This is a genomic window from Microbacterium sp. F1-18 (assembly GCF_052921305.1).
Genome location: NZ_JBREVD010000003.1, coordinates 117,135 through 140,707, shown reverse-complemented (window position 1 = coordinate 140,707; position 23,573 = coordinate 117,135). Strand labels below are relative to the sequence as shown.

Sequence of the window (23,573 nt, the reverse complement as noted above, 5' to 3'; positions counted from 1 at the left end):
ATGTCTTCTGACGACACCCCTGACGCACCTGAAACGCCGGCAGTCACCGACCGCCGCGAGGCGGTGCGTGAGAAGGCGCTCCAGGTTCACAGCCGGCAGTCGCGTGCGCGCATCGCACGTCGCTCGGGTCTGGGAGTGCTGGCCGTCGGGATCGTGGCGGCAGCGGCCGTCGCCGTCACCTGGACGGTCTCGAGCGCCGGCAGCAAGCCGCAGCTCGAGCCGGCGACCGCGTCGGGCGACGGCTTCGTCGTCGCCGATGTCGTCAACACCTCGGTCTCGACCGACATCGCCGCCCAGACCGACGCGTCTGCGCCGGCAGAGGCCGCCCCGGATGCCGCGGCCGCGACTCCCGCGGAAGGGCTTCCCGCCCCGACGAGCACGGCGACCCCGCCCGTGGAGATCCGCGTCTACGTCGACTACCTCTCGGCCGGCGCGCGCGAGTGGCAGGTCGCCAACGCTCAGCAGCTCACCTCCTGGGTCGACGACGGCGCCGTCACCCTCAGCTACTACCCGGTGGCGATGCTGACGGCGAAGTCGAACGGCACGAAGTACTCGCTCCGCGCGGCCAGCGCCGCCGCCTGCGTGGCGACGAACGCCCCCGACGCCTTCTTCGCGTTCAACAACGAACTCCTCACGCGTCAGCCCGAGGTCGACACCGACGGCTACTCCGACACCGAGCTCGCCAACATGGCGCAGGCCTCCGGGGTCGACTCGACCCGCGTCGTCCGCGACTGCATCGAGTCGGGCTCGTACGCCGCGTGGGCGAAGTCGGCGACCGAGCGGGCCGTGGCCGGCATCCCCGACACCAACGGGCTCTCGCTCACCGGCACGCCGATGGTGCTCGTCAACGGCAAGCAGTACATCGGCGATCTGAGCGACCCGGCAGAGTTCTCGCAGTTCGTCCTGACGACCGCGAGTGACGCGTACTACAAGTCGGCACCCATCCCCACCCCGACGCCCACCGAGGCGCCCGCGTCCTGACGCGCCCGAGCCTCGGCCGTCGGAGTTTCTGCGCGGCCCCTGTCCGTCGGTAGACTGGACACCTTGCCGACTTGGCGCAATTGGTAGCGCACCGTACTTGTAATACGGGGGTTACGGGTTCGAGTCCCGTAGTCGGCTCTGAAAGCGCAGGTCAGCCGACCCGCCGATTCGGACGGCGCTTCCCACGGGTCGCCACGAGGTCGTAGACGGTACCGGCTCCCGTCGGCCTGGTCGGCGACGACGATCGGGGGACGCGTGGGTCGCCTGCGTCAGTAGCCCTCGAGATCCGGGTCCCAATTGTCCATTTCGATCGGCGTCGCCGGTTGCGCGCGCCCGGTGGCACCCCGGTGCGGATAGTGGGGATGCATCCGGAGCAGGGTCGCGCCGGTCGAAAAGTCCGGTTCGTCCCCATGCCACGGGGCGGGCTCGGACATGATCGCGATGCCCGGGCCGAGGAGTATGTCGGCGCTGCCGTAGGCAGGATCGTCCCTAGCGACGGGAAAGGTGACCCGCTCGGTGTGGGAGAGGTTCGCGAGGGCGACGCCGAGACGGAGCAGCGCGTCGGCGACGTCGTCCGTGGTGAGGACGACGCCCCCTCCGTACATGATTCGACGCACCCGCCAATTCTCCCCGGGCGAGCAGTGTGCGCAAGGCGGGTTGTGCGAGCGGGGACCGACGCGCACCCTTCCTGCGCACGGCGCAGTCACGTGACCCCTCCCGGTGGAGGTACATTTTGGTCAGCCGCTCATGACGCTCAGAGTCAGGAGTGCTCTGGTCCCGAGGTCGGGGCCGGACCGTTGCTCGAGAGGGTGGGGACCATGGGGCATCTGATCTACGGTGTCGCACCGGCCATCAACATCGATGACTGGGCGCTGCAGCACCTGCGCGCGGTGATCGTCACCAAGCTCCGACGCGACGAGAGCTTCATGTTCACGTGGGGTAGTGAGCCCGACACGCACGGCGACGACGCGGCCGACGGTCGAGATGGCCGCCACGGAAGTGTGTGGATCTCACGCGCATCCTCGCTGTACTTCAGCTTCACGGAGGCGCCGTCTGGTGCACTCAATCGGCGGTGGTTGGTGCTTCTCAACGAGGCGGCGAACAGTTCGTCGGGGCTGCGGTTGATACCCGAGCCTGCCGCCGACTGATGTCTCAGGTCGCGCGGCCGCTCGCGAGAACCGAGTGCCGGAGATCTGTCGTCCGCTGACAAGTTCCCCCGGTAGCCACACCGACCGGAACGGGGCTCAGATGATGTCGATCGCTCCGCCGAAGTCGTCGTTCCACGACGACGGGTCCTCGACATTCGACCCCAGGTCGGACTCCGGCTGGCGCCGGGGGAAGTCGGGATGCAGCTGCAACCAGCCGACGGCATCCTCGAAGTCGGGTTCGGGGATGTCGACGGCCGCGGGCCGCGAGAGGATGTGGATGCCGCTCCCGATCACAAGGTCGACCTGCGCGGGCTCGTCCGAACCGGGCTCGATGGCGAGGATGGTGACGACCTCGCTTCCCGAGGTCGCCGCGACGCTCGCCGTCAGAGCCAGCAGGGCACGGGCGACAGCATCGCTGGTGATGAAAGTCTCGCCCCCGTACTTCACGTAACGCATCGCCCTGCACGATGCCACGGCAGCCGCCCGACGAGCACGGGGTTGCCAAGTCGAGTTCGGCGGGCTAGCGCGCGCTCTCGTCGCGTCAATGCTTGCGGATGTTGACGAGCTGCCAGCCCTCGGGCACCTTTGCGAACAGGGCTGCGCGGTCGTCTGCTTCGATGTCGCGCAGGCCATCGCGTCGCTGGTAGGTCGCGGTGGCTTTGAGCTCGGTGCTGCCCTTGATCATCTGCACCGGTGCCGACACGAGGTCGAAACCCTCGGGGGCCGCAGCCTGTGCCTGATCCCGGATCTCCTCGAGCGAGTGCCCCGCGAGTTCGACGGAGGTGTTCTCGACCCGACGAATGGTGCCCACGTACATGGGAACCAGCCTAGGCCGGGTGTCAGTCGAGACCGACCGCGTCGGCTCGGTCGGGCAGCGGCATGGGGTCCTGGCTGCTGCGGCTGCGCGGCGCGGGTTCGGGGGTGAGGTAGAGGCCGCTGCCGGAGTTCGCGACCGCGGTGAGCGCTTCGAGCCAATCGCGATTCAGCTGCGGTGAGCGATGGCCGTGGAACTTGAAGACCAGGTCGGCGTTCTGGTGGATCCACACCGACCGACGGCCGTCGCCGATGCTCACATCATCGCGCCACGTGAAGAAGAAGCACTCGTTGCGGCGCAGCTTGGATCCGATGACCTGTTGCAGGTGCGCGAGCGCGCGATCCTCGATCTCGACCTTGGTGTTGCCGTTGCCATAGATGAATCGCCCCATGATGATCCCCGTCCTCCTCATCCACGCTCCCGGTTCGCCACGACAACGTCAAGAGGGGGCACACGCAGTGCGAGGCCGCGGTTCGTGGTGTGCGGCGCTCCTGATGCACTATTGACCGAGTGACCGACCAGACTCGACCCCCGGCCCTGCCGCTCGGCGTGGCGATCGCCGCGACCGTGTTCATCGGTGTCCTCACCGCCGTGCAGGCGCGCATCAACGGCGCGCTCGGCGCCGCGCTCGGAGACGGTTTCGTCGCGGCATCCATCTCGTTCGGAACCGGACTGGTGCTGATCCTCGTCATCACCCTGTCAGTGCCCAGCGGCAGGCTGGGTCTGCGCCGGCTCGTGGCAGGTGCGGGGCGCGGCATCCCGATCTGGATGCTCCTCGGCGGGCTCGCCGGGGCCGTTACGGTCGCGACCCAGGGGCTCACGGTCGCCACGATCGGGGTGGCGCTGTTCACCGTCGGTCTCGTGGCGGGGCAGACGGCGGGAGGGCTGGTGCTCGACCGCGTCGGGTACGGCCCCGCCGGCGTCGTGGCCGTGACCGTCCCGCGCCTGGTCGGCGGACTGCTCGCCATCGTCGGCGTCGTGCTCTGCGCGCTGGGGCAACGTGGCGAGCCCGTCGCCTGGTGGATGCTGGCGCTGCCGCTCATCGCGGGAGCCGGCATCGCCTGGCAGCAGGGGACCAACGGCCGACTGCGCCAGGAGCTGGGCAGCCCCCTCTCGACGACGGTGGTCAACTTCACGGGAGGTTCCATCGCGCTCGGTATCGCCGCGGTGGTGAGCGTGACGATCAACGGGATGCCGTCGGCGCTGCCTGCCGAGCCCTGGATGTACCTCGGCGGGGCGATGGGCGTCGTGTACATCGTCATCTCGGCCGCTCTGGTGAAGCGCACCGGAGTGCTGCTCCTCGGCCTCGGATCGGTGGTCGGGTTGCTCGCCGCGTCGATCGTCCTCGACGCGATCGCACCGCCGCCGTCGGGGCCTTCGCTGCTGGCCGCGACGACCGCTGCTGCCGTCGCATTCGTCGGTGTCGTCATCGCGGTCGTGCCGTGGCGGCGACGCGTGCGCTGAGCGGAATTCAGCGACGCGCGGCGTAGTGCTCCGCGAGCCGTGACAGTCCCTCGTCGATCGAGACGGTCGGCGCCCACTGCAGATCACGACGGATCTCGGTCTGATCGAACCAGTGCGCGGTCGAGAGCTGTTCGGCGAGGAACCGGGTCATCGGCGGCTCGTCGGCGCCGGGACGGACGTCCCACACTTTCTCGACGGCGGCTCCGGCGGCACGGGCCACGGCGGCCGGCAGGCGCAGCTTCGGCTCGGGGGCGCCCGCAGCCAGGCAGATGCCCGCCATGAGGTCGCCGACGGGTCGCGGTTCGCCGTTCGTGAGGACGTAGGCGCGGCCGCCGACGGCATCCGCTCGGTGCAACGCCGCGACGATGCCCGACGCGGCGTTGTCGACGTAGGTGGTGTCGATCAGGGCGGTGCCGCCGTTGAGGAGGGGCAGTGTGCGCCGTCGGGCGCGAGCCACGATGCGCTCGATGAGCTGCGGGTCGCCCGGACCCCACACCAAGTGCGGCCGAACGGCGACGACGCGCATCGCCTCGGTGTCTCGGCCGAGGGCGATCAGTTCGGCCTCGGCCTTCGTGCGGGCGTACTCGCCGCGCGCCCGGACCGGATCGGCCGGATCGGCTGCGGCGCCGGCCAGGGCGGAGCCGGCGTGGGCGACCGAGGGGGATGAGACCTGGACGAAGCGCGACACCCCGGCTGCCGCGGCGGCATCGAGCAGGGTCGTCGTGCCGCCGACGTTGACGTTGTAGAACTCGCGTCGGTCGCCGGCGAGCGACACCTTCGCGGCGAGGTGGACGACGGCTTCCACACCGGCGACGGCCTCCGTCACGGTCGCCGCGTCGGTGACCGAGCCGCGGATGTCGCGTGCTCCCGCAATGCCCGAGGGTCGGCGCTGCAGCGTGCGCACGTCATGCCCGGCGGCGATGAGATCGGCCACGACCGCGCGGCCGAGGAATCCGGATGCCCCGGTGGCCAGGACGATCACGGTGCGCTCGGCTTCTCGCCGGCGAGCACCCGCTCGGCCCAGGCCGCCAGACGCGATCGGTCGATCTTCGAGTTGTGCCGGATGTCGGTGGGCAGCGCCGGGACGACGAGGGCGGCGGCGACGGGAGCATCGGATGCCGCGCGAATGCGTTCGGCCAGTGCCGATGGCGCGAGGCCGGGCCGGCGCGCGCCCGGCGTGGTCTCGACGACCGCGACGCATACCTGACGGCCTCGGGGTCCGACACCGACGACCGCCGCGCGGCGGACGTCGTCGAGCTTCTCGATCTGCTGCTCGGGGCCGACGGGGGTGACTGGGCCCTCGTTCGTGACGATGACGTGGGGGAGTCGTCCCTCGACCCACAACCGGCCGTCGGCGTCGAGGTGTCCGACGTCGCCGGTGCGGTGCCAGCGCCCGGGGTGAGAGGCGGTGTCGCGCACGGCGTCGCGATCGGTCGCCCACAGGCGGTGATAGCCGCGCTTGAGGTGCGGGGCCGAAACCACGATCTCGCCGGTGACGTGGGGCGCGTCCGAAAGGTCTCCGGTTGCACGACCGTCGGCGTCGAGAGCGGAGATGCGTACCGTTCCCGTGCCGATCGGCGTACCGACGCACACCCCCGCATCGGGCGACTGCTGTGCGCGCTCGAGCTCGTCGAGGGTGACGTCCGTGACGAGCAGGCACTCGGTCATGCCGTAAGGAGTATGCGCTTCCGCCTCGGGCATCAACTCCTGCGCCCGGCGCAGGAGGTCGATGCTCACCGGCGCCCCGGTCGACAGGAACGTCCGCACCTGTGCGAGTGCCGCGCGGTCGTCGGCAGTGAGGGCACCGGCGGTCGCGCAGACGTTGGCGACGGCCGCCGGCGAGAGGAACACGATGCGGGCACGCGAGGCGCGGACCGCTTCGGCGACCGCCGTCGCGGTGAGGGTACGTGGTGCGGACACATCCATGCGCGGTGTCGCCGATCGCGTGCCGAGCGCGGGACCGAGCAGGGCGAACGGGGCGAAGCCCGTCACCAGTCCGATGTCGGGGGTCACATCGAAGTGCGCACCGAGGGCGTCGCGGAGAGCGGCGAGCTGGGCGTGCGTGTATACGACGCCCTTCGCGGGTCCGGTCGAACCCGAGGTGAAGAGGATCGCCGCCTCATCGTCTGCGGACGGCGGCGCCGGCACCGCGCTGCGAGCACCGGACGCCGCGATCTCGGCGAGCGAGGCTTCGACGCCGAGCGCGCGCGCCGCGGGGGCCGGCAGGTTCGGAGCCGAGATGCGTCGGCCCGGCCAGCCGAGTGCCCGCGCCGCGGCGAGGCCGGCCCGCTCGCCGATGACGAACGCCGGTTCGGTGCCGCGGACGGCGCGCGAGAGCCCGCGGATGCCCAGTCCGCGGTCTGCGACGACCACGACAGCGCCGATGCGCAGACACGCGTAGAGCACGGCGGTCAGTGTCGGTCCGGGCTGCACCAGCAGCGAGACGCGGTCACCGCGTCGGATGCCGAACGACGCGAACCCCGCGGCGAGCTCGTCGACACGCTGCGCGAGCTCACGCCAGCTGACATCCAGCGGTTCGCCGCCGACTCGGCGCGTGAGATCGACCACGGCGGTGTCGTCGTCGTCCCGCCTGTCGGCGAGCCGCTGCCAGATCGGCACGAACGCCTGCGCGTCGCTCGCGTCGGCATCCTCGACCTCGGGAGACGCGCCGCGGTCGACGGCGCCCTCGGTTTCACCTGCGTCGGCGGACGAGAGCCCGGCGTCGTCGAGCCAGTCGAGCAGGATGTCGGCGTACGGCCGTTCCTCAGCGAGCATGTGGCCGGCACCTTCGAAACGGTGCACATCGGCGTGAGGCAGACGGCGCGCGAGGTCGTCGAGATGGTGCTCGCCGAACACCGGGTCGCGCGGTCCGCGCAGCAGCAGCGCGGGCACCGTCAGATCGACCAGACCTCCGGCCAGCTCATCGAGCGCCGGCGTGCTCGGATGTTCGGGGGTCGCCGGGATGTCTGCGACGAACGCACCGATGCCGCGCCGCAGCTCGCTCGACGCGTAGGGCGCGCGATACGCGGCTCGAACCTCGGGAGCGAGTGGCGGATCGGCCAACGCCAGGGTCGTGTCGAGGAACGCGGTCGTCTTGACCGTGGTCGTGGCCAGCAGCGACCGGGCGCCTGCGACTCGCAGAGCGGAAGGAAGCGGCATCCCCGCGGGGTGATGGACGGCGGTGTTGAGCACGGCGACGGCGTCGACACGGTCGCGGTGACGAACGGCCCACCCCAACGAGATCGGCCCGCCCCAGTCGTGGCCGAGGGTGACGAGCGTGCCGGCGATGTCCAGGTCGTCGATGAGCGCGCCGAGGTCGTCGATGCGCTGCGGCAGTCCTCGCGTCAGCGTCGTGCGCTCGGAGTAGCCCATCTCGAGCTGATCGACCGCGACGACGCGCCACGCCGGACCCCCGGCACGCGCGCGCTCCAACGAGGTCGCGACGAGGGCGCGCCACAGGTACGACCAGGTCGGATTGCCGTGCACCGCGACGATCGTCCCGACGGGAGAGATGCCCTCGCGCTCGAGAACCGACGCGGTGTCGAGCAGGTGCCACCGGCGCTGCGCGCCGGCGTCGGCTCCGACACCGGCGACGACGCGCGTCGTCGACACGCCGCTCTCGATTCCGGGGAGTCCGCGCGGCACGGTGGGGGTCACCACGCGAGCTCCAGCATGCTCGTGTTCAGACCCGAGCCGACACCCATGAGCAGCACCCGGTCGCCGTGCTGCAACGTCGCCTTCTCCGCGTCGAGTGTGATGGGGATCGAGGCCGGCCCCACGTTGCCCAGATGGGGGTAGGTCACCGGCACGCGACGGCGATCGAGGCCGACGGCCTTCACGATCGCGTTGGTGTGCACCGACGAGACCTGGTGCGTGACGTAGCGGTCGACCGTCGACCATGAGAAGGTCGACTGTGCTTCCTTCCACGCGTCGACCACGAGGGCCAGTCCGCCCTTGAGGAGGGCCTTGGCATCGGTGAACATCCCGTCGACGCTCCCGACGCACAGCTCGTGGAACTGCGTCGCGGCGCGCGTCACGCCGCCGACGATGCGATGGCCGCCGGGATTCGCGCTCGCGCGCCCCAGCACCGCGGCAGCGGCGCCGGAACCGAGCGTCAGCGAGGCGAACTCGCTCATGAAGCCTTCGCGGTCGAGACCGCCGCGGTTGAGGCGCTCGACGGTATTCACCTGGATCTCATCGGCATCCTCGCCGTTGACGATGATGGCGTAGTCGATCTGGCCCGACTGGATCATGCCCGAGGCGAGGCTCATGCCGTTGATGAAACCGAGGCAGGCGTTGGCGACGTCGAAGTTGATGGCCGAGGTCGGCAGCCCGAGCCCGTGATGCAGGCGAACGGCGACGGAGGGCTCGAGGTGCTTGCGCGACACCGAGGTGTTGATGAGCAGGCCGATCTGGTCGGGGCGCACGCCGGCCTCGTCGAGTGCCCGGCGCCCTGCCCGGATCGTCGCGTCGTCCGACGACTCGCCCGCCGCCCAGTTTCGTCGCTCGTTCACTCCCGCGACGCGGCGCAGCAGGCCGGGCTTGAGCTTGAGCTCACGCAGCACGCCCGACAATCGTTCCTCGATCGCGTCGGATGAGGTGACGCGAGAGGGGAGGACACTCGCGACCGAGAGGAGGGCGACGTCGTCGTAACGAGTGGTGGCGTTTCCGTGCAATGCGACTCCCGCGGTGTCTCCGGTGGCCAGCGGCTTCTGCCTCCGACCCGCGCTCGAGGCGCATCCGGGCATCCGTCGATTTTACGTCTCGACTCATGCGGTCGGCTGCATGCGGAACGCTGTGCTACCGCGACGCCCCCGTCGGGATGTCCGGCATGCGAAGGACGCGAGGATGCTGGAGCGTGCGTTGGAAGGCCCGGATCAGGTCGACGGTGACATCCAGTTCGAGGGCCATCGCATCCACGTGACCGTCGTGGATGCTCTCGGCGCGCGCATAGTCGTCGACCGGCACCAGCATCCGTGCCGCCCATTCGTCGGCTCTCACCTCTTGCCGTTCGGCGTGGTGCGGATCGCGGAGTGGTACGTCACCGTAGACGGCGTGGGCGCACTCGTGCGCCAGCACCGACCGGTGGAGGCGGCGGGCCATCCCCGGACGGAGCCGGACGATGCGGAGCCCGTGCTCGTACTCGCCGTCGCGGTCGGGTGGCAGATCGGTGATGCTCAGGCTGACGCCGAGAACATCGAGTGTGTCGAGAAGCTCGTCATCCGTCACCGTGATCCCCTCCGCGGTCATGCGGTGGCGCTTTGGCCACCGCCCGCTCAGTATCGCGTGAGGGTCCGACATCGATGCGAGGGATGTGGGACCGGTCGCGGGGGCGGCGGGACCGCTGGCCCGGCATGACGACGACATCGAGGAGAGGGATGCCGACGGCGCGGCAAACGGCGTCGAGCTGGTCGATCGTGAAGACCTTCTTCGCCGCGAGGACACGCGACAGCTGCGAGGCCGACATGCCCGCTTGTAGGGCGATGTCGGTCTGACGCAGCCCGCGCCGCGCGATCTCGCCGGCGAGCACATTCGCGACGTGAAGGCTGAGTGGGCCGGGTTCCGGTGTTCTTCCTGTGGGCACGTGCCCAAGTTTGGCCGAGTTGCCGCCGTTCCGCCGCCCCGTCCCCAGATCAGGCGGATGGCGACTCGGCCACCGCGCGACGGGGTCGGCTCGCAACACCCACGTCATTGCGCGAGATGTCGATGGGGCCGGGGCCGCGGCTCCGCCGCTGGCCGGGGATCACCACGACGTCTGCGATGCGGATGCCGACGGCACGGCACACCGCGTCGAGCTGGTCGATCGTGAAGACCTTCTTGGCGCCGAGGACGCGCGACAACTGTGAGACCGACATGCCCGCCTGCGCTGCGATGTCGGTCTGACGCAGTCCGCGCCGCGCGATCTCGCTGGCGAGCACCTCGGCGACATGACGACTGAGTGGGCCGGGTTCCGGTCTCTTTCCTGTGGGCACGTGCCAAGTTTGGCGGAACAATTGCCATGTAGCAAGAGTGTCAATAGTGTTGCCATATGGCAGACGGCTTGCTAAGTACCCGCGTGGCCCGCTCCATCCGCGCGGTCCTCGCGGACGAGCGGTTGACACAGGAATGGCTTGCCGAGGCGAGCGGCATTCCGATGCGCACGCTCGCTCGTCGCTTGCACGTGCGGCGCCCGTCGGCGATGTCGATCGAAGAGCTGGCGCGGATCTCGGCGGCACTCGAGGTCGATATGACGGACCTGCTCGACGACAGCCGCCTGACGACCCGCCGGGTGGGATCCCGCGCTCAGCCGCCGACCTGAAGCCCAGTCTCGGACCCGAGCCGATCAGGGCATCGGGCTGAGGAAGGCCTCGCCGTCGATCGTCTTGCGGCGGCCCGAGTCGCGATCGGCGGGCTTGCCGCCCACGTAGAGCCACCCGAGCAGTTCTTCGCGTTTGCCGAGCTTGTGGGCTTTCGCGACGGCCTTCGATCGTGTGGCACCTCCTGTGCGCCAGAAGACGCCCCAGCCGGCCTCGTCGAGCAGCAGGCTCAGGAGGTGTGCGACACCGGATGCCACGGCCTCCTGCTCCCAGCGCGGCACCTTGCTCTTCTTGCTGTAGCTCGCCACGACGGCGATGAGGAGGGGCGCTCGCATCGGTTTCGTCGAGACCCCCCGCTTGCCCTCGGCCTTGTTCAACGCGCGGCCCAGCCGGGTGCGACCGTCGCCACGGATCTCGATGAGCCGCCACGGGCGCAACGACGAATGATCGGCGACGCGCCCCGCGGCTGACACCAGCCGCACGAGCTCGTCATGGCTGGGCGCCTCGTCGGTGACCTTCGACCACGACCGGCGCGCGCCGGCGGCCTCGAAGGCTCCGGTCACTTCTCCTGCTCGGGCGTGAACGACAGCGACAGCGAGTTCATGCAGTAGCGGTCGCCGGTAGGGGTGCCGAAGCCGTCGGGGAAGACGTGGCCCAGGTGCGAACCGCAATTGGCGCAGCGCACCTCCGTGCGCACCATCCCGTGCGAGCGGTCTTCGATGAGCTCGACCGCCTCGGGGCGCACCGACTCGTAGAAGCTCGGCCAGCCGCAGTGCGAGTCGAACTTGGTTCCGCTCTGGAACAGCTCGGCGCCGCAGGCGGCGCAGGTGTACAAGCCCGCGCGGCTCTCGTCGAGCAGCTCACCTGTCCAGGCGCGCTCGGTGCCCGCCTGGCGCAGCACCGCGTACTGCTCGGGGCTGAGCTCCTCGCGCCACTGCTCGTCGGTCTTGTTCACGGAATACGTCATGTCTGCTCCTTCGCCTCGTCCTATTCAACTCGACGTTGCGGGTCGATGTTCCCGGAGAATGTCCTCATGTCCGACGAGTTAGCCGCCGTGATCGAGCGATACCGGCGTTTCGCCCGAGACGAGGCCCCCGGGCGCTCCGACCTGTACGCCGCCTGGGCGCGGCGTGTCGTCGACGACACGGCTCTCCAGGAGGTCCTCTCCCGGCTGCCGGCGAACCGTCGTCAGCCGCCGCTCGTGTTCGCGGTGTGCCGGCTGCTCGGCTCGGGTGATGTGGCCGCCGAGTCGTGGGCGGCGTGGGTGCTCGAGAACGCTGACGCTGTCGTCGCCGAGAGCCTTGCCCGCTCGGTGCAGACGAACGAGCCCTTGCGGTGCGCGGTGCTTCTTCCGACGCTGTCGCGTATCGAAGGTCCGATCGCGCTGCTGGAGGTGGGGGCGAGCGCGGGGCTGTGCCTGTATCCCGACCGCTACTCGTACCGCTACGTCGGTGCCGACGGCGAGGTGCGGCTCGATCCGGCGGCGGGAACCTCGGAGGTGGAGCTCGTCACCGAGGTCGTGGGGGAGCGGATGCCGCAGGTGCGGCATCCCGAGATCGTCTGGCGTGCCGGCATCGATCTCGCGCCGCTCGACGTGCGCGACCGCAGCGACGTCGACTGGCTCGCGCGTCTGGTCTGGCCCGGGGAGGACGGTCGTGCCGAACGCATCCGGGCCGCGGCCGCGGTCGCGGCATCCGAACCGCCGCTGATGTTCGCGGGGGACGCCCTCGATCTGCTCCCGGAGGTCGCGGCCCTCGCGCCGGCCGAGGCGACGTTGGTGGTCACGACACCCGGCGTGCTCGTGCACATCCCGCGCGAGCGCCGCGCCCCGGTGATCGAGCGCGCGCGTGGGCTCGGCCGGTGGCTCACGATCGACGACCCGGCCACCCACGAGGGGTGGTCCGCGGCCGTGCCGACCGGTTGGCCGGGCGGCTTCGCCGTCGCCCTCGACGGCGAGATCGACGCCGCGGCCGACCCGCTCGGTCGGTGGTGGGAGTGGCGTCCGGGCTCCGGGCGTCCGTCGTCGTAGCGTTGACACGTGGCCCTGTCTGATCGCGACCGTTCGCTCCTCGACTTCGAGGCACGTTGGGGAGCCCACAGCGGGGAGAAGGAAGAGGCCGTGCGCGAGGAGCTCTCGCTGAGTCCCGCACGCTACTACCAGCTGCTCGGGCGCGTCATCGACTCGCCCGACGCGGTCTCGCACGACCCGTTGCTCGTGCACCGGCTGCGGCGTATGCGGGCGGCGGCCGAGCGCTCACGCGCCGACCGCGCGGCCATGTGACGCGGAGCTTCGGCAGATAGCATTCCTCCGTGCCGACAACGACATACCCGAAAGACCGCTTCGACGAGCTCCCCGCCGACACCACCCGAGTCGGCGCCCACCGGGCGGAGAATCCCCGGCTGCGCGCCGGCGTCCTCCTGGTGTGGGCAGCGGTGGCGATCCTCGTCCTGGTCGCGGCGGGTGTCGTCGGCACCATGATCGTCACCGGACGCATCGCACTCTTCCCGGCGGAGCCGACCGCGACGGCCGTGGTCGAGGCTCCGGTCGAGGCCGACCCTGTGGTCGACACCTCGTATCCGGTGCTGATCCTCAACGCCACGTCGGAGCGGGGGCTGGCGAGCTCGTTGCGCGACACCGTCGTGGGCGCGGGATGGAGCTCGGATGTCGTCGACGCGGGCGAAGCGAGCACTCATGACTTCGCGACCACCACGATCTTCTACGTGACCGCGGCGGACGAAGGCGCCGCGCGAGGCCTCGCGCAGGTCATCGGCGGCGCGGACGTGGAGATGAGCGAGGCGTATGCCGGCCCCGACAGCGCCGACGGGGCGCCGAGCAAGCAACTCACCGTCGTCGTCGGACAGGACCGCGCGAGCGGGACATCGGACGGCGAATGAGCGGGCGTGTTTCACGCTCGTGAAATTCTCGATGCGGCCGTGTCAACAGTGACCGGAACCGCCTGATCCGGCGGAACGCCCTGCTTACGATGACGCTGTCGCACAGCATCAGGAGATTCGCATGACACAGGGCACCGTCAAGTGGTTCAACGCCGAGAAGGGTTTCGGCTTCATCACCGTGAACGAGGGACAGGATGTCTTCGTCCACTACTCCAACATCGAGATGAGCGGCTTCCGTGTGCTCGAGGAGGGGCAGGCGGTCGAGTTCACCGTGGGGACGGGGCAGAAGGGCCCGCAAGCGGAATCGGTGCGTGTCGTCGCCTGAAACCCGCCTCTCGCACAGAGCGCGCCGCCGTCGCGGCGCGCTCTGTCGTTTCCCGGCCGGTCGCCGACGACGCGGCTTGCACTCCCCATGGGCGAGTGCCAGAATGGCTTTAGCACTCACCTTCATCGAGTGCTAAAGACTGTTCTCCACCGTCCGGGAGGGACGACACACACATGGCAAAGATCATCGCTTTCGACGAGGAGGCCCGCCGAGGCCTCGAGCGCGGCCTGAACACGCTGGCCGACGCCGTCAAGGTGACGCTCGGCCCGCGCGGTCGCAACGTCGTGCTCGAAAAGAAGTGGGGTGCCCCCACCATCACGAACGATGGCGTCTCGATCGCCAAGGAGATCGAGCTCGACGACCCGTTCGAGAAGATCGGTGCGGAGCTCGTCAAGGAGGTCGCCAAGAAGACCGACGACGTCGCCGGTGACGGAACGACCACCGCGACGGTTCTCGCTCAGGCGCTCGTGCGCGAAGGTCTGCGCAACGTCGCAGCCGGCGCCGACCCCATCTCGCTCAAGAAGGGCATCGAGAAGGCCGTCAAGGCCATCACCGACCAGCTCCTCGCTGACGCCAAGGAGGTCGAGTCGAAGGAGCAGATCGCTGCCACCGCTTCGATCTCGGCCGCTGACCCCTCGATCGGCGCGCTGATCGCCGAGGCGATCGACAAGGTCGGCAAGGAAGGCGTCGTCACCGTCGAGGAGTCGAACACCTTCGGCACCGAGCTCGAGCTCACCGAGGGTATGCGCTTCGACAAGGGCTACATCAACCCGTACTTCGTCACGGACCCGGAGCGCCAGGAGGCTGTCTTCGAGGACCCGTACATCCTCATCGCGAACCAGAAGATCTCGAACATCAAGGACCTTCTGCCCATCGTCGACAAGGTGATCCAGGAGGGCAAGGAGCTCCTCATCATCGCCGAGGACGTCGAGGGCGAAGCTCTCGCGACGCTGGTGCTGAACAAGATCCGCGGCATCTTCAAGTCGGCTGCCGTCAAGGCTCCCGGCTTCGGCGACCGCCGCAAGGCGCAGCTGCAGGACATCGCGATCCTCACGGGCGGCCAGGTCATCACCGAAGAGGTGGGCCTCAAGCTCGAGAACGCGACCGTCGACCTGCTCGGCCGCGCTCGCAAGGTCATCATCACCAAGGACGAGACCACGATCGTCGAGGGTGCCGGTGACTCGGCTCAGCTCGAGGGCCGCGTGACCCAGATCCGCCGCGAGATCGACAACACCGACAGCGACTACGACCGCGAGAAGCTCCAGGAGCGCCTCGCGAAGCTCGCCGGTGGCGTCGCCGTCATCAAGGCCGGAGCTGCGACCGAGGTCGAGCTCAAGGAGCGCAAGCACCGCATCGAGGACGCCGTCCGCAACGCCAAGGCGGCTGTCGAAGAGGGTGTCGTCGCCGGTGGTGGCGTCGCGCTCATCCAGGCCGGCAAGAACGCGTTCGCCGGGCTCGAGCTCACGGGTGACGAGGCGACCGGTGCCAACATCGTTCGCGTCGCCATCGAGGCCCCGCTCAAGCAGATCGCCCTCAACGCCGGCCTCGAGCCGGGCGTCGTCGCCAACAAGGTCGCCGAGCTCGAGATCGGTCACGGCCTCAACGCCGCGACCGGCGAGTACGGCAACCTGTTCGAGCAGGGCATCATCGACCCCGCCAAGGTGACGCGCTCCGCGCTGCAGAACGCGGCGTCGATCGCGGGCCTGTTCCTCACGACCGAGGCGGTCGTGGCCGACAAGCCGGAGAAGACCCCGGCTCCCGCGGGCGACCCCACGGGTGGCATGGACTTCTGATCCATCGCATACAGAACGGCCCCTCCTTCGGGAGGGGCCGTTCTGCGTTTGGAGGTGGCGTCAGCGGAACATGCCTGCTGCCGCGGCCTCGGCCTGCAGGTACTGCTGGCCCGCCGCGTCCAACGCCGACCCGATGTCGCCCAGTGCCGCTTCGACCTCGCGCTGTGCAGCGCGCCAGCGTTCGGCGACCGCGTGGAAGGCGAGGGCGGCGCCCCCGGTCCACGAGCCCTGCAACTGCGTCAGCTGGGCCATCATGGCCCCCGTATCGGTCTCGAGGCGTGCCGAGGTGGCCCGGATGGCGGCGGTCGCGCTCGCCACGGCGTCGCTGTCGATCGAGAAGATGGCCATGTCGCTCCTTGCGTCGTGCGGTGGGTTGCCGAAACGCTATGTCGTGGGTGCCGGGCCGCGCTCGCGCGCGCGGGCGATCGGGGACAGGGGTGAGCCCGATGCGGCGGGGGAGAAACCCCGCGGAGCTCGGCTTAGCGCTCGTCGCGCAGACGCGGCAAGGGCTGCGTCTCGATCCACAGGTGCTCGGCTGCCTCGCGGCGATCTGCAAGAGGGAAGGCGACGCGGAACGTTGCCCCGCCGCCCGGCGTGCCCTGGACATCGATCGAGCCGTGCAGGGCCTCGACGATCGAGGCCACGATCGACAGGCCGAGACCTGAGCCGCCGGTCTCACGCGTGCGCGAGGTGTCGGCCCGCCAGAACCGCTGGAAGATCTTCTCGCGCAGCGGCTCGGGGATGCCTTCCCCGTGGTCGATCACCGAGATCCACCCCATGCGGGCGTCACGATCCAGGCCCACCGCGATCTCGATGGGGGTGCCCTCCGGGCTGTAGCGTCGCGCGTTGCCGATCAGGTTCGCGACGACCTGGCGGATGCGGTTCTCGTCGCCGAGCACCACGGGCACCAGGGGCGGTTCGGCCGGTTGCAGCAGCGGCTTCGTGTCGGAGGTGGTGTCGGCGGCGGTGCCCGCTGACGCGGCATCCGTCCTCCGCGACGTCGGAGCCGTGTCGCCTCCCGAACGGGTGGAACGCTCGTCTTTGGGGCGTCGCCGCAAGCGTGAGAGCGTCTGGCCGGTGCGGTTGCGGGCGCCGCCCGGACGCTTGGTCGTCGATCCGGTTCCCGTGTTCGTCGGCACCTCGACCGTGAGGGTCTCGTCGGAGAACTCGATCACCGAGACCTCGCGCTCGGGTGCTGCGGCCCGCGTGTCGAGCGCGGCATCGCGGGCGATCGGACGCAGATCGACGGGCTTGATGACGAGGTCGCGTCGTTCGTCGAGACGCGCGAGGGCCAGGAGGTCTTCGACGAGGCCGCTCATGCGAACGGCCTCCTTCTCGATGCGCTCCATCGACTGCGCGGTGTGCTCCGCATCGGTGATCGCGCCCATGCGGTAGAGCTCCGCGTAGCCGCGGACGGTCACGAGCGGAGTGCGCAGCTCGTGGCTGGCGTCGCCGATGAAGCGGCGCATCTGCTGCACGGTCGCGTCGCGCTGCGCGAGCGCGGTGTCGATACGGTCGAGCATCGCGTTGATGGCGATCTTCAGGCGCCCGACCTCGGTGCCGGGCGAGATGTCGCCCATGCGCTGACTCAGGTCGCCCGCCGCGATCGTCATCGCCGTCTCCTCGACCTGGCCGAGGCTGCGGAAGGTCAGGGTGACCAGCCACCGGGTGCCGAGCGCGCCGGCGAGGAGGATCAGCGCGGCGATCACCGTGTAGATGCTGATGAAGTTGGCGACCGTCTGCGTGACCGAGGTCAGTGGCAGGGCGACGAGCTGGGTGTAGCTCTCACGCGAACCCTCGGGCTGGAGCACGTCGACGCTCGCGTGGAAGGTGCCGTTGCCCTGGCGGGCGGGGAGCTCGAAGGGCTCCGTGCCCTTGACGACCGTCCGGTCGAGGGGGAACGAGGCGGGCAGGTCGGGGCGCACCGATTCGGGTCCGCCCGCGACCGACAGCAGCTCTCCCTCGGCGCTGTAGATCGCGACGACGAAGTTGGTCGGCGCCGGCGCCGCCTTCCCCTCGAAGAGGGCGATGCCGTCCTCGACGGTGACGTCCATGACGGTGCTCGCCAGATCGGTCGGAGCCAGCGACCGCAGGCTGCCGTCGAGGGCCGCGACCTGCGCGTTGCGGAGGAAGATCATCGTGCCCACGCCCGCGGCGATCAGCCCCATCGCGAGCAGCGTGACGATGACCCCCGTCACCTTGGTGCGCAGGCTGATGCCGCGCCACCAGCGGGTGACGCCGTCGTTCGCGGAATCGCTCAGGCGTCTGCGCTCCCGCGGATCAGGCCGACTTGTCGGCCTTGAGCATGTACCCGAAGCCGCGCTTGGTCTGGATGAGCGGCTCGGAGGAGTGCGGATCGATCTTGCGGCGCAGGTACGAGATGTAGCTCTCGACGATGCCGGCGTCGCCGTTGAAGTCGTACTCCCACACGTGGTCGAGGATCTGCGCCTTGCTGAGCACCCGGTTCGGGTTGAGCATCAGGTAGCGCAGCAGCTTGAACTCGGTGGGCGACAGATCGATCGACACGTCGCCGACCTGGACATCGTGGGTGTCCTGGTCCATCGTCAGCTCGCCGGCGCGGATGATCGACTCCTCGTCGGCCTGCATCGTGCGGCGAAGGATGGCCTGGATACGAGCGACGATCTCGTCGAGGCTGAACGGCTTCGTGACGTAGTCGTCACCCCCGGCGTTGAGGCCCTCGATCTTGTCCTCGGTCTCGTCCTTGGCGGTGAGGAAGAGGATCGGCGCGGTGTATCCCGCCCCGCGGAGCCGTTTGGTGACGCTGAAGCCGTTCATGTCGGGCAGCATCACATCGAGCACGATCAGATCGGGCTCCTCCTCGAGCACCGCCGAGATCGTCTGCGCGCCGTTGCCGACGGCGCGGACCTGGTATCCGGCGAACTTCAGCCCGGTGATCAGCAGGTCACGGATGTTCGGTTCGTCGTCCACGACGAGAATGCGCGGTGCTGTCATAGGCCCATACTGGCACCGGATCCCATCGGTTTGCTGGATATCGCGCGGCAGTGGGTCGACCTGGTAGAGGTCGGGAGAGGATGGAAGCATGCCGCGTCCGATCGATTCCGACCGTCTCGCATTCCACAGACTCGTCTTCGCGCGCCGTCGTTCCGGCTGGTGGACGCCGCTCGCGGTGGGTGCTCTCGGCATCATCCTGTTCCTGCTCATGGTGCTCGTCGTCTCGCTCGCCGCGATCCTCGTCGCGTTGTCGAACGACGACGCGGCACGGGCGCTGAACCGCGTGCTCGACGATCCCGGGGCGCTGGATGTCACGAATCCGCTGTCGCTGCTGATCGGTCTCGGCTCGGTCGCGTTGCTGCTGCCCGCCTACCTGCTCGCCTCTCTGATCGTCAACGGGCGTCGCCTCGGATTCGTCTCCGCCGTGTTCGGCCGACTGCGATGGCGCTGGCTGCTCGTGTGCTCCGGGCTCGGCGTCGCCGTCGCGCTCGTCATCACCCTCGTGACCGCGCTGCTGCCCGCCGAGGATCCCGGGGCACAGCTCACGCCCCCGACGGGCGGCGCCCTGTGGCTGAGTCTGCTCGTGGTCGTCCTCGTCGTGCCGGTCCAAGCCACCGCGGAAGAGTACGTCTTCCGCGGCTACCTGATGCAGTCGATCGGGCGGTGGCTGCGGCATCCGCTCTTCGCGATCCTGCTCCCGGTACCCCTGTTCGTCATCGGGCACCTGTACGACCCGGTCGGCCAGGCGGGCGTGGCGCTCTTCGCGATCGCGGCGGGTTGGCTCACCTGGCGCACCGGAGGATTGGAGGCGGCCATCGCGGTGCACATCGTCAACAACCTGCTGGCCTTCGTGACCGGGATCGTGGCGGGGTCCGACCCCTCGGCGACGGATGTCGGCTGGGTGAGCTTCGCGACGTCGGTCCTGCTGCTCGGGGGGTACTGTCTCGCCGTCGAGTACGTGCTTCGGCGGCGCCCGATCGCGCGCACATACGCGATGCCGCGGACGCCGATGCCGGCGCCGATCCCCATGCCCACGCCGACGGCGACCGTTCCGCTTCCCGGCGAGCCGACGCCCGAGCTCACCAAGCCCTGACGCAGCCCGCCGGCGGCGGTGCGCTCAGGCTGCCTCGAGCTTCTCGGCGTCGAGGATCGTGTAGCTGTATCCCTGTTCGGCGAGGAAGCGCTGCCGGTTCTGCGCGAAGTCCTGGTCGACGGTGTCGCGCGCGATGAGGGTGTAGAAGCTCGCCGTGTGGCCGTTCGACTTCGGTCGCAGCAGGCGTCCGAGACGCTGCGCCTCTTCTTGGCGCGAGCCGAACGAGCCCGAGACCTGGATGGCGACGGAGGCGTCGGGCAGGTCGATCGAGAAGTTCGCGACCTTCGAGACGATCAGCACGGGGACCTCGCCCGTCCGGAACGCGTCGTACAGCTCCTCGCGCTCATCGACGGGAGTCGACCCCGTGATCTTCGGTGCCCCGAGCGCCTCGGCGAGCACATCGATCTGATCGAGGTACTGCCCGATCACCAGGATCTGCTCACCCGCGTGCTTCGCGACGAGGTCTCGGACGACCCCGATCTTCGCGTGCGCGGTCGCCGCCAGACGGTACCGCTCGTCATCGGCCGAGGCGGCGTACTCGAGGCGGTCGGATGCCGGGAGGTCGACGCGCACCTCGTAGCAGACGGCGGGGGAGATGAAGCCCTGGGCCTCGATCTCCTTCCAAGGCGCGTCGAATCGCTTGGGTCCGATGAGGCTGAACACGTCGCCTTCGCGGCCGTCCTCGCGAACGAGGGTCGCGGTCAGGCCGAGGCGGCGTCGCGCCTGAAGATCGGCGGTCAGCTTGAACACGGGAGCGGGGAGCAGATGCACCTCGTCGTACACGACCAGGCCCCAGTCGAGAGCGTCGAGGAGCGCGAGGTGGGCGTACTCGCCCTTCCGCTTCGCCGTGAGGATCTGGTAGGTCGCGATCGTGACCGGCTTGACCTCCTTCGACTGACCGGAGTACTCGCCGATCTCTTCCGGGGTCAGGCTCGTGCGCTTGAGCAGCTCGTTGCGCCACTGCCGTGCGCTGACGGTGTTGGTCACGAGGATGAGCGTCGTCGTCTTGGTGTCGGCCATCGCCGCGGCGCCCACGAGCGTCTTGCCCGCGCCGCAGGGGAGCACGACGACGCCCGAACCGCCCTCGGTGAAGATGTCGACGGCTTTGCGCTGGTAGGGCCGCAGGCTCCACCCGTCTTCGTGCAGCTCGATCTCGTGGGGCGTGCCGGGGGTGAAACCGGCGAGGTCTTCGGCGGGCCATCCGATCTTCAGCAGCTCCTGCTTGATCTGACCGCGCGCCCAGGCATCGATGATGTAGGTCTCCGGGGTGGGGTGGCCCAGCAGCAGCGGCTGGATCCGCTTGTTGCGGGTGACCTCCGCCAAGACGGCCGCGTCGTGCGAGCGCAGCACGAGCGTTCCCTCGTCATCACGTTCGATCACGAGACGTCCGTAGCGCGTCACCGTCTCACGGATGTCGGTCGACACCGAGGGCGGCACCGGGAAGCGCGACCACCGGTCGAGCGTGGCGAGCATGTCTTCGGCGTCGTGCCCGGCCGCACGTGCGTTCCACAGGCCGAGCCGCGTGATGCGGTAGGTGTGGATGTGCTCGGGTGCACGCTCGAGCTCGGCGAAGATCGCGAGCTCGTGGCGTGCGTCCTCTGCGTTCGGGTGGGCGACCTCGAGCAGCACGGTGCGGTCGCTCTGGACGATCAGGGGGCCATCAGCCATAACGAGCAATCGTACCGGTGCTGAGCGGACATCGGCCTGCGCGCCGAGCGTCGGCGATGCTCAGGCCAGACGTGCCGACACGATGCTCGACACCGGGAGGGTGCGCTCCACGTCCGACGCGCGGTCGCGCCCGCGCAGGCGGCCGCCGCCGAGACCCGTCGCCTCGAGCACGAAGTCGCGCGTCGTCCCGTCGGGCAGGCGCACGCTGACCTCGATCACCGCGCGCGCCTTCACCGCCTGCTCGAGCTCGCGCCCCAGCCACGCCGCATCCGCGTCGTCGGAGGAGTGCGCGCCGCGGATGCGGTCGATCAGCGTGCGGTACGACGCGTCCTCGGAGCGGGCCGTCGCGACCTCGGACGAGTCGGTCAGACGGGCCCGGTCGAGGATCCGCACCGCTCCGTCGTCGTCGACCGCGGCGACGGGATAGCGGGCATCGCTCAGCATCCAGAAGACGGCGTCGACGGAGCTGCGGCTGATGAGCCGGTCACCATCACGCACGAGTCCGAGGGGACGGAGCGCCTGATCCACCGCGAGCGTGTCGAGTGCGCTCCGATCGGATGCGGTGACCTGCGTCCGACCGGTCGCGTCGGTCCCCACGCGCAGCCGGCCCTGGCGCTGCGCGGCGCGTTCGAGCTCGTACGCCAACGGCTGAGGCAGGCCCGTGAGCGAGATGGTCGTGAGGAACTCGGCGAGGGATGCCGCATCCTCGCCTGCGGCCAGCGCCGCTCCGATCGACTCGGCGGAGAAACGATAGGTCGAGGCCTGTGCACGTGACTCGCGGCGTGCCGCCCGGCGCAGCCGCGCGTCGATCGCCGGTTCGAGGGGGCCCGGCGCGATGGCGGTGAGGTCGTTCTGGAGGAAGATGCGGTCTACCTCGCCCGGCAGGTTCTGCTGGAGGGCAGCCCGGTCGACATCGCCGCCGTCGGCCATGGCCGTCGCCCACGCGGCCGGCCGACCCGAGGCGTCGATGATCGCCCAGAACCGCCACTGCGCAGCCAGACGCTCGGCACGTGCCGGCCACTGCGGGTCGAGCGGGTACGCGTGATGCCATTCCGTCAGCGGCTGCCAGCCGCCGCTCGTCGTGCGCAGAGCTGCGGGGAGCGCGTCACGCAGGTGTGACGCGGTCTCGACCCACCGATCGACCGATCCGCGCAGGAGCCACGCGCTGCCCTCGGTCGTCACGCGCCATTCCCGGTCGACCGGACCCAGCAGCGCTGCGTCGAGACCGATGCCGATCACGAGGTCGACCGTCGCCGCATCCGGCACCGCTCCGGCCTCGATCAGGCGGCGACGATCACCCGCGCCGAGGGTTCCCGCCCCGGTGCGTCCCAGCGGTGACGGCTGGGTCAACGACAGGACGTCGGCGAGCGACGAGAGCGCGGTGAACGCTCGCTCCGCCAGCTGCGCGTCGTCTTCGCGAGACGCGTCAGCGACGAGCGGGGCGGCGGCGTCGGGTCGAGAGAGGTCGCGCCATGCTGATGCGGCGCCGGCGTAGGGCAGCCCGTCGGGGGAGACGAGCCCGAGGTGAAGAAGTTCCTCGCGCGCCGCGCCCGGGGGCACCGGCGCGTCCGACGCCACGGCCTCGTCCATGGCAGCGACGAGCGGTCGCGACAGCAGCGGAGCGGCCTTCGCGACCGCGGCGGGATCGAGCAGGGCCTCGGCGGCGTCGAAGAAATCGGCCCAGGCGGCATCGGCCCCGACGCGACGGCGACGCAGAAGTGCCGTCAGGGCGTCGTCGTCGACCGTGGCGAGCCAGGTCGCGAGGGCACGAGCGTCGACGGGAGACACGTCACCGGCCCTTGTTGGCCCGGCTCCGTCGGATGAAGGTCATGATGAGCACCGTCAGCAGCAGGGCGAATGCGATCGGCGGAGCGATCCACACGATCGCGCTGACCGTCGGCCAGGCTCCCGAACCGAAGTCCGCCTGTTCGAGGCCGGTCGCGGTGCCGATGATGATGGCGAAGAAGCAGACGATCGCCAGGACCAGCAGCCCCAGCGACATGAACGCGAGGATGCGGTCTATACGGCGGACCGGGAGGTCGTCGCTCGGGCTGCGCGTGCTCATCCGCATCAGCGTAGCGCTTCGCGGCGGTGCCGTAGGCTGGTTACCGGGGCTCACACGG

At 69.8% G+C, this 23,573-nt stretch carries 28 protein-coding genes and 1 tRNA gene; 11 read left to right on the top strand and 18 right to left on the bottom strand.

Annotated features, from left to right (window positions below; all coding sequences use genetic code 11):
• Together ACU6RU_RS09375 and ACU6RU_RS09370 are read left to right on the top strand one after the other, a co-directional pair.
• Nucleotides 1–981 (top strand): DsbA family protein, encoded by a 981-nt coding sequence (locus ACU6RU_RS09375; protein WP_446726388.1) that lies wholly within the window; start codon nucleotides 1–3, stop codon nucleotides 979–981.
• 65 nt (nucleotides 982–1,046) lie between these two features.
• Nucleotides 1,047–1,119 (top strand) — tRNA-Thr (locus ACU6RU_RS09370).
• Nucleotides 1,120–1,250: 131 nt separating this feature from the next.
• Here the strand turns inward: ACU6RU_RS09370 and ACU6RU_RS09365 are convergent.
• Nucleotides 1,251–1,598 (bottom strand): hypothetical protein, encoded by a 348-nt coding sequence (locus tag ACU6RU_RS09365; protein WP_289329825.1) that lies wholly within the window; start codon nucleotides 1,596–1,598, stop codon nucleotides 1,251–1,253.
• A 201-nt stretch (nucleotides 1,599–1,799) separates the two neighbouring features.
• Here ACU6RU_RS09365 and ACU6RU_RS09360 point away from each other — a divergent pair, with 201 nt between their 5' ends.
• The gene (locus ACU6RU_RS09360; protein ID WP_446726387.1) at nucleotides 1,800–2,129 is read left to right on the top strand and encodes a DUF7882 family protein; all 330 of its coding nucleotides are present in this window, start codon (nucleotides 1,800–1,802) and stop codon (nucleotides 2,127–2,129) included.
• A gap of 96 nt (nucleotides 2,130–2,225) precedes the next feature.
• Here the strand turns inward: ACU6RU_RS09360 and ACU6RU_RS09355 are convergent, their stop codons facing one another.
• The 3 genes from ACU6RU_RS09355 to ACU6RU_RS09345 form a co-directional block, all read right to left on the bottom strand.
• Complete coding sequence (locus ACU6RU_RS09355; protein WP_147374439.1) at nucleotides 2,226–2,585, bottom strand: hypothetical protein; 360 nt, start codon at nucleotides 2,583–2,585, stop codon at nucleotides 2,226–2,228.
• Between the two features lie 85 nt (nucleotides 2,586–2,670).
• Entirely contained in the window at nucleotides 2,671–2,946 is a 276-nt protein-coding gene (locus tag ACU6RU_RS09350) for a hypothetical protein (protein WP_289329821.1), read from the bottom strand.
• Nucleotides 2,947–2,968: 22 nt separating this feature from the next.
• Entirely contained in the window at nucleotides 2,969–3,334 is a 366-nt protein-coding gene (locus ACU6RU_RS09345; protein ID WP_446726386.1) for a DUF7882 family protein, read from the bottom strand.
• Nucleotides 3,335–3,453: 119 nt separating this feature from the next.
• Here ACU6RU_RS09345 and ACU6RU_RS09340 point away from each other — a divergent pair, with 119 nt between their 5' ends.
• Nucleotides 3,454–4,407, top strand: a complete 954-nt coding sequence (locus ACU6RU_RS09340) for a DMT family transporter (protein ID WP_446726385.1) — start codon at nucleotides 3,454–3,456, stop codon at nucleotides 4,405–4,407.
• Nucleotides 4,408–4,414: 7 nt separating this feature from the next.
• Here the strand turns inward: ACU6RU_RS09340 and ACU6RU_RS09335 are convergent, their stop codons facing one another.
• From ACU6RU_RS09335 to ACU6RU_RS09310, 6 genes are read right to left on the bottom strand one after another with little or no spacing between them, the layout of a single operon-like run.
• On the bottom strand, nucleotides 4,415–5,389 hold the full coding sequence (locus ACU6RU_RS09335) for an NAD-dependent epimerase/dehydratase family protein (protein WP_120265018.1): 975 nt from the start codon (nucleotides 5,387–5,389) through the stop codon (nucleotides 4,415–4,417).
• Nucleotides 5,386–8,067, bottom strand: a complete 2,682-nt coding sequence (locus ACU6RU_RS09330) for an alpha/beta fold hydrolase (protein ID WP_446726384.1) — start codon at nucleotides 8,065–8,067, stop codon at nucleotides 5,386–5,388. The genes ACU6RU_RS09335 and ACU6RU_RS09330 overlap by 4 nt, the downstream gene beginning before the upstream one ends.
• A complete protein-coding gene (locus ACU6RU_RS09325) occupies nucleotides 8,061–9,155 on the bottom strand; it encodes a 3-oxoacyl-ACP synthase III (RefSeq protein WP_120265020.1) in 1,095 nt (364 codons plus the stop codon). The genes ACU6RU_RS09330 and ACU6RU_RS09325 overlap by 7 nt, the downstream gene beginning before the upstream one ends.
• 52 nt (nucleotides 9,156–9,207) lie before the next feature.
• Nucleotides 9,208–9,657 carry an ImmA/IrrE family metallo-endopeptidase gene (locus ACU6RU_RS09320; RefSeq protein WP_446726383.1) on the bottom strand — a complete coding sequence of 150 codons (450 nt, stop codon included), beginning with the start codon at nucleotides 9,655–9,657 and terminating at the stop codon, nucleotides 9,208–9,210.
• The gene (locus ACU6RU_RS09315; RefSeq protein WP_289329816.1) at nucleotides 9,626–9,991 is read right to left on the bottom strand and encodes a helix-turn-helix domain-containing protein; all 366 of its coding nucleotides are present in this window, start codon (nucleotides 9,989–9,991) and stop codon (nucleotides 9,626–9,628) included. The genes ACU6RU_RS09320 and ACU6RU_RS09315 overlap by 32 nt, the downstream gene beginning before the upstream one ends.
• Before the next feature lie 49 nt (nucleotides 9,992–10,040).
• Nucleotides 10,041–10,379: a helix-turn-helix domain-containing protein gene (locus ACU6RU_RS09310; RefSeq protein ID WP_183045419.1), complete on the bottom strand. Its 339-nt coding sequence runs from the start codon at nucleotides 10,377–10,379 to the stop codon at nucleotides 10,041–10,043.
• Nucleotides 10,380–10,435: 56 nt separating this feature from the next.
• Between ACU6RU_RS09310 and ACU6RU_RS09305 the strand changes: the two genes are divergently transcribed.
• Nucleotides 10,436–10,705, top strand: coding sequence for a helix-turn-helix domain-containing protein (locus tag ACU6RU_RS09305; protein WP_120265023.1), 270 nt, complete (start codon nucleotides 10,436–10,438; stop codon nucleotides 10,703–10,705).
• A gap of 24 nt (nucleotides 10,706–10,729) precedes the next feature.
• Here ACU6RU_RS09305 and ACU6RU_RS09300 read toward each other — a convergent pair whose 3' ends face one another.
• Together ACU6RU_RS09300 and msrB are read right to left on the bottom strand one after the other, a co-directional pair.
• Nucleotides 10,730–11,266, bottom strand: a complete 537-nt coding sequence (locus tag ACU6RU_RS09300; protein WP_120265024.1) for a nitroreductase family protein — start codon at nucleotides 11,264–11,266, stop codon at nucleotides 10,730–10,732.
• On the bottom strand, nucleotides 11,263–11,670 hold the full coding sequence (msrB, locus tag ACU6RU_RS09295) for a peptide-methionine (R)-S-oxide reductase MsrB (protein WP_120265025.1): 408 nt from the start codon (nucleotides 11,668–11,670) through the stop codon (nucleotides 11,263–11,265). Before msrB ends, ACU6RU_RS09300 begins: the two co-directional genes overlap by 4 nt.
• 66 nt (nucleotides 11,671–11,736) lie before the next feature.
• Here msrB and ACU6RU_RS09290 point away from each other — a divergent pair, with 66 nt between their 5' ends.
• The 5 genes from ACU6RU_RS09290 (at nucleotide 11,737) to groL (ending at nucleotide 15,716) form a co-directional block, all read left to right on the top strand.
• Entirely contained in the window at nucleotides 11,737–12,732 is a 996-nt protein-coding gene (locus tag ACU6RU_RS09290) for a DUF2332 domain-containing protein (protein ID WP_120265026.1), read from the top strand.
• 9 nt (nucleotides 12,733–12,741) lie between these two features.
• Nucleotides 12,742–12,984, top strand: coding sequence for a DUF3263 domain-containing protein (locus ACU6RU_RS09285; protein ID WP_120265027.1), 243 nt, complete (start codon nucleotides 12,742–12,744; stop codon nucleotides 12,982–12,984).
• 29 nt (nucleotides 12,985–13,013) lie between these two features.
• Entirely contained in the window at nucleotides 13,014–13,598 is a 585-nt protein-coding gene (locus ACU6RU_RS09280; protein WP_120265028.1) for a LytR C-terminal domain-containing protein, read from the top strand.
• A gap of 121 nt (nucleotides 13,599–13,719) precedes the next feature.
• Nucleotides 13,720–13,923, top strand: a complete 204-nt coding sequence (locus ACU6RU_RS09275; RefSeq protein WP_023954799.1) for a cold-shock protein — start codon at nucleotides 13,720–13,722, stop codon at nucleotides 13,921–13,923.
• Nucleotides 13,924–14,096: 173 nt separating this feature from the next.
• Nucleotides 14,097–15,716 (top strand): chaperonin GroEL, encoded by a 1,620-nt coding sequence (groL, locus tag ACU6RU_RS09270; RefSeq protein WP_120265029.1) that lies wholly within the window; start codon nucleotides 14,097–14,099, stop codon nucleotides 15,714–15,716.
• 60 nt (nucleotides 15,717–15,776) lie between these two features.
• Here groL and ACU6RU_RS09265 read toward each other — a convergent pair whose 3' ends face one another.
• The 3 genes from ACU6RU_RS09265 to ACU6RU_RS09255 all read right to left on the bottom strand — a co-directional run bounded on the left by ACU6RU_RS09265 (nucleotide 15,777) and on the right by ACU6RU_RS09255 (nucleotide 18,689).
• Nucleotides 15,777–16,064 (bottom strand): WXG100 family type VII secretion target, encoded by a 288-nt coding sequence (locus tag ACU6RU_RS09265; RefSeq protein WP_446726382.1) that lies wholly within the window; start codon nucleotides 16,062–16,064, stop codon nucleotides 15,777–15,779.
• A 131-nt stretch (nucleotides 16,065–16,195) separates the two neighbouring features.
• Nucleotides 16,196–17,854, bottom strand: coding sequence for a sensor histidine kinase (locus tag ACU6RU_RS09260; protein ID WP_446726633.1), 1,659 nt, complete (start codon nucleotides 17,852–17,854; stop codon nucleotides 16,196–16,198).
• A gap of 142 nt (nucleotides 17,855–17,996) precedes the next feature.
• Nucleotides 17,997–18,689: a response regulator transcription factor gene (locus ACU6RU_RS09255; RefSeq protein WP_023954791.1), complete on the bottom strand. Its 693-nt coding sequence runs from the start codon at nucleotides 18,687–18,689 to the stop codon at nucleotides 17,997–17,999.
• 88 nt (nucleotides 18,690–18,777) lie between these two features.
• Here ACU6RU_RS09255 and ACU6RU_RS09250 point away from each other — a divergent pair, with 88 nt between their 5' ends.
• On the top strand, nucleotides 18,778–19,782 hold the full coding sequence (locus ACU6RU_RS09250) for a CPBP family intramembrane glutamic endopeptidase (RefSeq protein ID WP_446726381.1): 1,005 nt from the start codon (nucleotides 18,778–18,780) through the stop codon (nucleotides 19,780–19,782).
• Nucleotides 19,783–19,806: 24 nt separating this feature from the next.
• Here the strand turns inward: ACU6RU_RS09250 and ACU6RU_RS09245 are convergent, their stop codons facing one another.
• From ACU6RU_RS09245 to ACU6RU_RS09235, 3 genes are read right to left on the bottom strand one after another with little or no spacing between them, the layout of a single operon-like run.
• Nucleotides 19,807–21,450 (bottom strand): DNA repair helicase XPB, encoded by a 1,644-nt coding sequence (locus ACU6RU_RS09245; protein WP_120265032.1) that lies wholly within the window; start codon nucleotides 21,448–21,450, stop codon nucleotides 19,807–19,809.
• 60 nt (nucleotides 21,451–21,510) lie between these two features.
• On the bottom strand, nucleotides 21,511–23,238 hold the full coding sequence (locus ACU6RU_RS09240; protein ID WP_446726380.1) for a helicase-associated domain-containing protein: 1,728 nt from the start codon (nucleotides 23,236–23,238) through the stop codon (nucleotides 21,511–21,513).
• 1 nt (nucleotide 23,239) lies between these two features.
• A complete protein-coding gene (locus ACU6RU_RS09235; RefSeq protein WP_120265034.1) occupies nucleotides 23,240–23,515 on the bottom strand; it encodes a multidrug ABC transporter ATPase in 276 nt (91 codons plus the stop codon).
• Nucleotides 23,516–23,573: the final 58 nt, after the last annotated feature.